The sequence below is a fragment of the Brevundimonas abyssalis TAR-001 genome (genome assembly GCF_000466985.1).
Taxonomy (GTDB): domain Bacteria; phylum Pseudomonadota; class Alphaproteobacteria; order Caulobacterales; family Caulobacteraceae; genus Brevundimonas; species Brevundimonas abyssalis.
In genome coordinates, this window is sequence record NZ_BATC01000080.1 from 1 (window position 1) to 9,936 (window position 9,936).

6 protein-coding genes are annotated in these 9,936 nt (G+C 66.6%); 2 read left to right on the forward strand and 4 right to left on the reverse strand.

From position 1 onward, the window contains the following. Positions 1-70: 70 nt before the first annotated feature. A complete protein-coding gene (locus MBEBAB_RS13740) occupies positions 71-2,146 on the reverse strand; it encodes an outer membrane beta-barrel family protein (RefSeq protein WP_021698591.1) in 2,076 nt (691 codons plus the stop codon). Between the two features lie 420 nt (positions 2,147-2,566). Between MBEBAB_RS13740 and MBEBAB_RS13745 the strand changes: the two genes are divergently transcribed. Then, positions 2,567-3,706 carry a hypothetical protein gene (locus MBEBAB_RS13745; RefSeq protein ID WP_148291567.1) on the forward strand — a complete coding sequence of 380 codons (1,140 nt, stop codon included), beginning with the start codon at positions 2,567-2,569 and terminating at the stop codon, positions 3,704-3,706. A 12-nt stretch (positions 3,707-3,718) separates the two neighbouring features. Here MBEBAB_RS13745 and MBEBAB_RS15880 read toward each other — a convergent pair whose 3' ends face one another. From MBEBAB_RS15880 to clpB, 3 genes are all read right to left on the reverse strand, one after another. Next, positions 3,719-4,447, reverse strand: a complete 729-nt coding sequence (locus MBEBAB_RS15880) for a TIR domain-containing protein (protein WP_081703546.1) — start codon at positions 4,445-4,447, stop codon at positions 3,719-3,721. After that, positions 4,440-4,922, reverse strand: a complete 483-nt coding sequence (locus MBEBAB_RS16350; RefSeq protein ID WP_148291568.1) for a hypothetical protein — start codon at positions 4,920-4,922, stop codon at positions 4,440-4,442. The genes MBEBAB_RS15880 and MBEBAB_RS16350 overlap by 8 nt, the downstream gene beginning before the upstream one ends. Positions 4,923-5,139: 217 nt before the next feature. After that, entirely contained in the window at positions 5,140-7,728 is a 2,589-nt protein-coding gene (gene clpB, locus MBEBAB_RS13755) for an ATP-dependent chaperone ClpB (RefSeq protein WP_021698594.1), read from the reverse strand. A 148-nt stretch (positions 7,729-7,876) separates the two neighbouring features. Between clpB and MBEBAB_RS13760 the strand changes: the two genes are divergently transcribed. Then, positions 7,877-9,781, forward strand: coding sequence for a BCCT family transporter (locus MBEBAB_RS13760; RefSeq protein ID WP_045319406.1), 1,905 nt, complete (start codon positions 7,877-7,879; stop codon positions 9,779-9,781). The last annotated feature ends 155 nt before the right edge of the window (positions 9,782-9,936 follow it).

The following is a 9,936-nucleotide window of genomic DNA, read 5'->3' on the forward strand; positions in this document are numbered from 1 at the left end:
TTCGCGGGGATGAGCGGAACAGAAGAATGGACAGGGAGGAAGCGGGGGGACGACTAGCCCCCCGCCCCGCTCAGCCCCCCGTGGGGGACGTCGAGAAGTCGAACTGTTCGGGCTGGCGGCGGGGGCCGGAGCCGAAGCTGTAGCTGAGGCCGATGTAGAAGGCGCGCAGGCGGATGTCCTGCTCGAACCGCTCGCGGAACTGCGGGGTCTCGTACACCGTGTCGTTGCTGAAGCTGTTCAGCACGTCGCGGCCGGTGATGTTCAGCGACAGCTTGTCGGTCAGCTTGCGGCGGTAGCCGATGTTGAGCATGCCGCCGGCCTCGCGCGTGCCCTGGGCCAGCAGGGTCTCGCCCTGCCAGAAGCCGGACACCTGCAGGAAATCCTTCTCGGTCGGCTGCCAGTTCAGGCTGACGCGGCCGCTGGCCAGGGTCGCCTCGCGGTCGCCGCCGCCCGGAATGCCGGCGGAGTCGATCTGCTGGCGGAAGACGTTGAGGCTGCCGTTGTAGCGCAGGGTGGGGTGCAGGCGTCCGCTGGCGGTCAGCTCCAGCCCCATGTCCAGGCGCGAGCCCAGGTTCTCGGGCCGGGTCAGCAGGACGCCGCCGCCGATATCGGTGACCGCCTCGGTGAAGGCGCCGTCGGTGTCACGCACATAGACCGTGGCCTGATAGAAGGTCTGGTTCTTGCGCATCTGCCACATGACCTCGAAGGCGTCGGTCTCCTGGGGCTCCAGATCGGGATTGCCCGAGCGCAGGTTCTGGGGGTCCTGATAGGACACGAAGGGGTTCAGCTGGGCCAGTTGCGGCCGCTGGATGCGGCGCGAATAGCTGGCGCGCAGGGTCTGGTCGTCGGTGAGCTGGTACTGGACGTGCGCCGAGGGATAGGCGCGGAAATAGTCCTGGGACGCCGAGACGCCGCCGGTCAGGTCGTCGATGCGGATGTCCGCCTGCTCCAGACGCAGGCCCCACTGGGCCGACAGCTTCTCGCTGAGGGGGCGCTCGTAGGTTCCGTACACGGCGTGGACCGTCTGGCGGCCCTCGAAGCGGTTGCTGAGACCGGGGATCACGGCCAGGCCGGCCTCGGACGGGCCGCGGGCGAAGACCACGTCCTGCTCCGGGCGCTGCTGGTTCAGCTCGTAGCCGAGGCGCATCTGGCCGGCTTCGGTGAAGGGCCGCACATAGGCGCTGGTGAAGCCCAGGGTGGTCTGGTCGTTGTCCTGGAGGGTCCGCTCGTACACGTCCGGGGCGGCGGGGGTGGCGAACCGGCTGACGGCCAGGCCGCTGTTCTCGTTGCCGTTGGCGTCGTAGCGCAGCTCGTTGGACCATTCATGGCCCGCATCGTCGAAGCGGTGCACCACGCGGGCCGTGCCGCCGAAATTGGTGAAGTCGAAGTCCACGTCGGCGTCGCGACTGTAGGCGCCGGTCAGGGCGCCGCCGGCGTCGCGGGTCTGGTACAGGGCGCTGTTCAGGCCCTCGCCGCTGAAGGCCACACCGCGCAGTTCGCCGGTCACGCTGGTGCGGTCGGTCAGGCGGTATTCGGCGGTGAAGCGGCCGAAGGCGCCGCTCTGGTCCATGTCCATGGTCTGGTCGGTGGTGGTGGTCGAGACCACCGCGCCGGTGACGGGATCCAGCTGTTCGCGCGTGCGCAGGAACGAGAAGGTGTTGGGGTCGGTGCGGTAGCTGAGATCGCCCGACAGGGTCAGGTCGTCCTTCTGGCGCGAGCCGCTGAGCCCCGCGTTCCAGCGGCCGTCGTCGCCCACATTGAGGCGCACAGAGCCGGTGCTCTGGACCCCGGCGCGCGGGGCGGTGGGCCGGGTGATCAGGTTGATGACCCCGCCGGAGCCTTCCGGGCTGTAGGCGGCGGACGGGTTGGTCATGACCTCGATGCGGGCGTACTGGTCCGCCGGCAGCTGGAGCAGGGCCTGGGCCCGGCCCGGGCCGGACAGGATGCCGGAGGGACGCCCGTCCACCAAGATGGTGACGTTGGAGTCGCCGCGCAGCGACACGCCGCCCTGGGGGTCCACGTCCACCGACGGGATGTTGCGCAGGGCGTCCGCCAGGCTGCCGGTGGTGGCCTGCAGGTCGTTGGCCAGGCTGTAGCTGGTGGAGTCGATGGAGGTGCGGATGGCGGTGGGGTCGGTGGTGACCACGATCGCCTCGACCGTGGTGGGGTCTTCGTCCTCGGGCGCTGATCGTCGGCGGGCGCGTCGGCGGGGGCCGGTTGCGGGGCCGGTTCGGCCGGGGCGGTCTGGGCATGGGCCGGGGCGTAGGCGGGGGCGCCGATGAGGGCCACGGCCGCGCCGGTGAGCAGGAGGGTTTTCAGTCGGATCATGGTGTCGGGCCCCTTCGGACTCACAGGGTCCGATCATCCTCGCCGATAGCAGCAGAACGGCGACCTCCTCAGTTAAATCGCCGTCATGAAACGGCGTGATTTCAGAAGGTTGCGGGGGTGTCACGCTTGGGGCGGAAGTGGGGCGGTGGTCGGGCGTGAAGTCCATTATCGCGCCGAGCGTACGTCCGCCGTTGACGCAATGCGCGTCTAGAGTGGAAGTGTAGGCAGGAGGCGGTCAATGGAAATCAGTCGTGAGCAACGGGCGCACTGGACAGAACGCACCGCCCAGAGTCCCTTCAATCTTTGGCTTGCTGATCGAACGAGGGGCGCGGACGGTCGACTTGATCTTGATCGTCTCTACACGCTGGCAGCCGAGTACGGCGTAGACGCGCGCGGCGACTACCCAGATCTGAACCCAGGTCAGCAACGGATGAATGTCGGCAACCGTCTCCGTGCACGCGTCCCTGCGGAAGCCTATGCGGCATACTCGGCGGACCGAGGGGAGCCACAAGTGTTCGGCACTTGGTTCTGGGGCTTCGATCCAACCGGGCACCCCTTTGCGGGCTTCACACACGCGGGAAGCCGCGATGCATTGATCGCCCGCAGCCGGCCCGGTGACCTCATTCTGGCTGTTGGCACGCAGGGGGAGCCGACAGTTGAGGAAAGCCGTGGACGGGCCCTCGGCCTGATAGAGTTTGTTCGTTCGCCAATGAACGCTGAAGACCTCATACCGCCAGGCACCGAACTGCCGGACCGCCTGTTTGAGAATGGCGTCTTCAAATGGCCGCACGCGGTGCCCGCAGCGCGCGCGTGGCTCTTTCCCGACAAGCCACGCATTCGCGATGTGATCGGCCGCCAATTGACGAGCGCGGCCATTACCGGAACCGACAAGCTTTCGAGCGACGAAGTGGCTCGAATCCTTGAGTTGGAGATTGAGGAAGTCGACCTTCCCCCCTCGGCGGCGGCGCTTAAACAGCAGAGGCTTCACTCCGCGAAACCGAAACTGGACGCCACTAGCCCCGGACAGCCGGGGCCACCGCCATCCGAGTGGTCCGCACTGGTGGCCAGAGAAGACGGGCCGACCGCGACCTACCTGATGCGCTTCGGAAAATCGACCTGCTGGAAGATCGGTATAAGTCAGAACGTCTTGCTGCGTCGGCAGGCACTCAACTTTTCAGTCCCGAGCGAGGTGTTGGATGGTGAGTGCTGGGAGGTCGTACTCACTCATACTTGGCCGAACGGCGCACCGGCCTATCAGATGGAGCAGATTTTGCTCAGGCATCTATCCGCTTATGGTACGTCAAATGAGCGCGTTAGAGCACCGGAGGGCGTAGTTTATGCAGCGTGGCAGGACTTTCTTCTGGGGCGGTTGGCCTAGCTCTATCCTACTTCAAGCACGCAAGCGCGGCTGCTGATTCTTGAGATATTTGGCGAGTTCCCGGAAGGCCGGGTTGAGATCGTTCGTCGGAAACCTGATCTGCCCAATCCCAGCGATGTTGCTAAACTCCTCGCAACCGTCCTCGAGGAGGATGGGCGCATTCTTAAAGCCTAAGCGTCCCTGAAACAGGCCAGCCTCGTGCACGACATTCATACGCGCACGCACCGTGCCGTCTGCTTGCTCATCTTCGGCCGTCATCACAAGAAACGCCACATCAGCCAAGTCAAGGAGCGCCTCCAAGCGCTCCTTGGTCGAGACGCCGGCTATCGACTGACTATTGAACTCATGCACCGTGCAGTCATACCCATCCTGGAGCCACTCCTTCAGATCCTTCCAAAGCGGAGATCGGCCATGCCCAATGACAATATGGAGCGATTTATCCTCATTGTGTGCCGCAGAGGAGCCTTGCGCTAGAGACGTTGGTTCGTAACCTTGGGTTTGCAGATAGGCATATCCATCGGCAAGTAGTCTCCAACCTTCTTGCATTCTGGCGACACGTTCTGGGTTTCTCGAAAATATTGAAGCAAGATTCCATCTCGCTGCACTCCGACACCCATTAGCCTTTGCGAGCGCGATCAAGTCACCTGTCGTGGAAGTGCCACCTGCTGCATCCAAAAGGATGTATGCTTTGGCGGTGTTGGTTCGTCGACGCGACGCAAGATCGGAGGCAAGTTTAGTCATTCAGCAGCACTGATTTGGCTTCTTCCAATTTCTTAGACGGAACACAGTACTTACCCCCTACGCGCTCTGTAAGTTCTCCGGACTTAACCATTCTGTGGAGATTTATTGCTTGCTGATTTGAATGGTCGGCCTTCCAATCACGGGCTTGCTTGCATCGAGCGTACAGTTCTTCTTTTGTAAACTCATCAAGACCGTCATTAAACGTGAGATGATAGGAGGCGGCACGCATCATTTCGCGAGCGCTGCCCGCTCTGAGTTTTGCGACGTAGGAGTTGATGCCCTGTGAGAGGGCTGGATCCTGCTCAGCCTCGGCGGGCGCAAATCCTGCTGTCTGCGGCGGCCGAGATTCTGCCTTTCCGCTCGGATTATCTGATAGAAATGGGACGGCTTGAAAAATGATCTCAAGATCACCCTTGAGGTCGTCGCTCTCGAGCTCGATTTCGAACTGGCCGGATTTAAGGCGAAGCTTTTTCATGGCAACCCCTTTGCTCCACGAATCAAGCGGTGTCAAGCGTGTTTGTTTGAATGATTGTGTGGGCGGACGCAGCTGGCCTGCGAACAAATTTTCCGGCGACGGCTTATCCAACCACCGGGTCAGGATCAGCCCCGCGTCCCCTAATCCCCCACCGCCTTCCCGTCCCGGCGCTCCGTTGCGCTTCGGCCGGGATGACGATTCCTGGGTGGCCCAGGTCCTAGTGGACCTGGGCTTTTCCTATGGTCAGACCGTCGCTGCCCGCTGACACCGCGATGACTCCGCCGTCCTCGATCTCGCCGGCGAGCAGCTTTCTCGCGATGGGGTCGACCAGGTCCTTCTGGATGACGCGCTTCAGGGGGCGGGCCCCATACGTCGGGTCGTAGCCGCGGTCGGCGAGCCAGGCCAACGCCGCGTCGTCGATGGACAGGGTCAGGCGGCGGTCGGCCAGCAGTTTCTCGAAGCGGCCCAGCTGGATGCGGACGATGCCGGCCATCTGGTCGCGGCCGAGGCGCTGGAACAGCACGATCTCGTCGATGCGGTTGAGGAACTCGGGCCGGAAATGGCCGCGCACGGCCTCCATGACCAGCGGGCGCACGGCCTCCACGTCGTCGCCCTCGCCCTGTTGCGACAGATACTCGGACCCCAGGTTGGAGGTCATGATGATCAGGGTGTTGCGGAAGTCGATGGTGCGGCCCTGACCGTCGGTCAGGCGGCCGTCGTCCAGCACCTGCAGCAGCACGTTGAACACGTCGGGGTGGGCCTTCTCCACCTCGTCGAACAGGACCACCTGATAGGGGCGCCGACGCACCGCCTCGGTCAGGGCGCCGCCCTCGTCATAGCCCACATAGCCCGGAGGGGCGCCGATCAGGCGGGAGACGCTGTGCTTCTCCATGTATTCGGACATGTCCAGCCGGGTGATGGCGGCGTCGTCGTCGAACAGGAACTCCGCGAGTGCTTTCGTCAGCTCGGTCTTGCCCACGCCCGTGGGGCCCAGGAACAGGAAGCTGCCCAGCGGGCGGTTGGGGTCGTTGAGGCCGGCGCGGGCGCGGCGTACGGCGTCGGAGACGGCGGCCAGGGCCTCGTCCTGACCCACCACGCGGTTGCGCAGGGCGTCCTCCATGGACAGCAGCTTTTCGCGCTCGCCCTCCAGCATCTTGTCCACCGGCACCCCGGTCCAGCGGGAGACCACGGCGGCGATCTGGGCGGCGTCGACCACTTCCGGCGTGAGGGGGCCGGAGGCGTCGGCCTCGTTGGCCTCGGCCTCGGCCAGTTGCTTCTCGATGCCGGGGATCTGGCCGTAGGCGATCTCCGAGGCGCGGGCCAGGTCGCCGGCGCGCTGGGCGGCGGCCAGCTCATTGCGCAGGCGGTCGAGGGTCTCGCGCAGCTGGGCGGACTGGCCGACCTTGTCCTTCTCCGCCTTCCAGCGGGCGGTGAGGTCGTCGGACTCGGCCTGCAGGCCGTCGATCTCCTCGTCCAGCTTTTCGAGGCGGGCCTTGGAGGCCTGATCGGTCTCCTTCTTGAGGGCCTCGCGCTCGATCTTGAGCTGGACCAGACGGCGGTCGATCTCGTCCAGGGCCTCGGGCTTGGAGTCCACGGCCATGCGCACGCGCGACGCGGCCTCGTCGATCAGGTCGATGGCCTTGTCGGGCAGGAAGCGGTCGGTGATGTAGCGGTTGGACAGGGTGGCGGCGGCGACGATGGCGCCGTCGGCGATGCGCACCCCGTGGTGGACCTCGTACTTCTCCTTGAGGCCGCGCAGGATCGAGACGGTGTCCTCGACGCTGGGCTCGTCCACGAACACCGGCTGGAAGCGGCGGGCCAGGGCGGCGTCCTTCTCCACGTGCTTGCGGTATTCGTCCAGGGTGGTGGCGCCGACGCAGTGCAGCTCGCCGCGCGCCAGGGCGGGTTTGAGCAGGTTGGAGGCGTCCATGGCCCCGTCGGTCTTTCCGGCGCCGACCAGCGTATGCATCTCGTCGATGAACAGGACGATCTGGCCCTCGGCGGCGGTGACCTCGTTCAGCACGGCCTTGAGCCGCTCCTCGAACTCGCCCCGGTATTTCGCCCCGGCGATGAGGGCGCCCATGTCCAGGGCCAGCACCTTCTTGTCCTTGAGGGATTCCGGCACGTCGCCGTTGACGATGCGCAGGGCGAGGCCCTCGATGATGGCGGTCTTGCCGACGCCGGGCTCGCCGATCAGGACGGGGTTGTTCTTGGTGCGGCGGGCGAGGACCTGGATGGTGCGGCGGATCTCCTCGTCGCGGCCGATGACCGGATCCACCTTGCCGTCGCGGGCGGCCTGGGTCAGGTCGCGGGCGTAGCGCTTGAGGGCGTCATAGGCGTCCTCGGCGGCGGCGGAGTCGGCGGTCTTGCCCTTGCGCAGCTCGTTGATGGCGTCGTTCAGGGCGTCCGGCGTGGCGCCCACCGAGGCCAGCACGGTGGCGGCGACCCCGCCCTCCTTGGCGATGGCGTGCAGGACGCGTTCCGTGGTGACGAACTGGTCACCGGCCTTTTTCGCCGCGTTCTCGGCGGCGGCGAAGACCCGGGCGGTGTCGCCGTCCAGATACAGCTGGCCCGAGCCGCCGGAGACTTGGGCCCGCTTGCTGAGGGCGGTCTCGACGGCTTGCTCGGCCTTGGCCGCGTCGCCGCCGGCGGCGGTGATCAGATTGCGGGCCAGGCCGTCGCGCTCCTCCAGCAGCACCTTGAGCAGATGCTCGGGCGCGAACTGCTGGTGGCGGCGGGCCAGGGCGAGGCTCTGGGCGGACTGGATCGCGGTCTTGGCGCGGTCGGAATAGAGGTCGAGGTTCACGGCGGTTGTCCCCTGCTACAGGCGGATAGTGAGCCCTTCGGCGCCCTTCGGAAAGCGACGCCATGAGCGGTCACGCTGGAAGTGGGTGTGGCGATTTCGCAACGCAAGGGGTCGCGGAACCGCCACGACGCCGCTACGCTTCGCTTCCATGCTGAAGTCAAAGATGAATCCGCGCGTGTTCTGGGGGGCCAGCCTGATCATCGGCGCCCTGCTCGCCGCCGCCCTGATCGCGCCGGGCGCCTCGGACTACGCCTTCGGCCACGCCCAGGACTGGGTGATCGCCACCTTCGGCTGGTTCTATGTGGCCTCGGTGGCGGGGTTCCTGCTGATGGTGCTGTGGCTGGCCATCGGCCCCACCGGCAAGCTGAAGCTGGGGCCGGACGACTGCGAGCCGGATTTCCCCTATCTGTCGTGGCTGGCCATGCTGTTCGCCGCGGGCATGGGCATCGGCCTGATGTATTTCGCCGTGGCCGAGCCGGTGCAGCACTACGCCGCCCCGCCCGAGGCCGAGCCCGGCACCTTCGCCGCCGCCCGCGAGGGCATGGTCATCACCTTCATCCACTGGGGCGTGCACGCCTGGGCCGTCTATGCGGTGGTGGGGCTGAGCCTGGCCTATTTCGCGCACCGCAAGGGCCTGCCCCTGACCCTGCGCTCGGGGCTGCACCCGCTGCTGGGCCGGCGCATCAACGGGCCCATCGGGGACGCGGTGGACATCTTCGCCATCTGCGGCACCCTGTTCGGCATCGCCACCTCGCTGGGGCTGGGCGTGGCCCAGATCAACAGCGGGCTGACCTATCTGACCGGCCTGCCGTCCAACGCCTGGGTGCAGGTGGGGCTGATCGCCGTGGTCATGGGGGCGGCCATGGTCTCGGTGCTGACCGGGCTGGACCGGGGCGTGCGACGGCTGTCGGAGCTGAACCTGACCATCGCCGTGGGGCTGATGCTGTTCGTGCTGATCGCAGGGCCGACCGGGTTCCTGCTGAAGGCCTTCGTGCAGAATTTCGGCCTGTATCTGGACCAGTTCTTCCAGCGGACCTTCAACCTCTACGCCTATGAGCCGCGCGGCTGGATGGCCGACTGGACCCTGTTCTACTGGGCCTGGTGGATCGCCTGGTCGCCCTTCGTGGGCATGTTCATCGCCCGCATCTCGCGCGGCCGCACGGTGCGCCAGTTCGCCGCCGGGGTGCTGCTGGTGCCCACCGGTTTCACCTTCCTGTGGATGACCGTCTTCGGCAACACGGCCATCGCCCTGGACATGGGCGTGGCGGCCGGAGCCATCACCCAGGCGGTGCAGACGGACCTGTCCACGGCCCTGTTCCAGTTCTTTGAGTATCTGCCGGGCACGGCCATCACCTCGACCCTGGCGGTCATTCTGGTGGCTGTGTTCTTCGTGACCAGCGCGGACTCCGGCTCGCTGGTGATCGACACCATCGCGTCCGGCGGCGCGGACGACACGCCCCGCTGGCAGCGGATCTACTGGTGTTCCATGGAGGGGCTGGCGGCGGCGTTGTTGCTGCTGGCAGGGGGACTGGGGGCGCTGCAGGCCGCGACCCTTGTGGCCGCCCTGCCGTTCGCGGTGATCATGATCCTGCTGACCGCCGGGCTGGTGCGGCAGATGTCCGCCGACGCCGCCGGGCGCGAGATCGACACCGAGCAGCCGCCGCTGGCCGAGCGGGTCAAGCGCATGATGGCCCCCGCCCGTCGCCGGGACATCGACCGCCAGATCGAGCGGCATGGCCTGCCGGCCATGCAGGCGGCCGCCGCCGCCCTGACGGCCGAAGGCATGGAGACCGCCGAGGTGACCACCCTCGAGGACGGGGCGGCGCTGACCGTGCACCATCCCGGCTGGGCCGACTTCACCTGGCGGCTGACCGCCGCGTCCCGGCCCCTGCCCGCCCTGTCGCCGCTGGAGGCGCCCGAGGACCGGCGCAGCGTGGAATGGCGCCTGACGGCTCAGGCCCAGGGGGGGCGCCGTCAGGACGTGACCGGCTTCACCCGCGCCCAGATCGAGGCCGAAATCCTCGACGACCTGGCCAAGTGGCGACGGGGATGAGCCGATGAGCCTGCCGCTGGATCCCGCGATCATCGCGCCGTTCCTGATGGCCATGGTGCTGGTGGAGCTGACGCCGGGGCCGAACATGGGCTGGCTGGCGCTGGTCACCCTGGCGCGGGGACGCACGGCCGGGCTGGCGGCGGTGGCGGGAATCA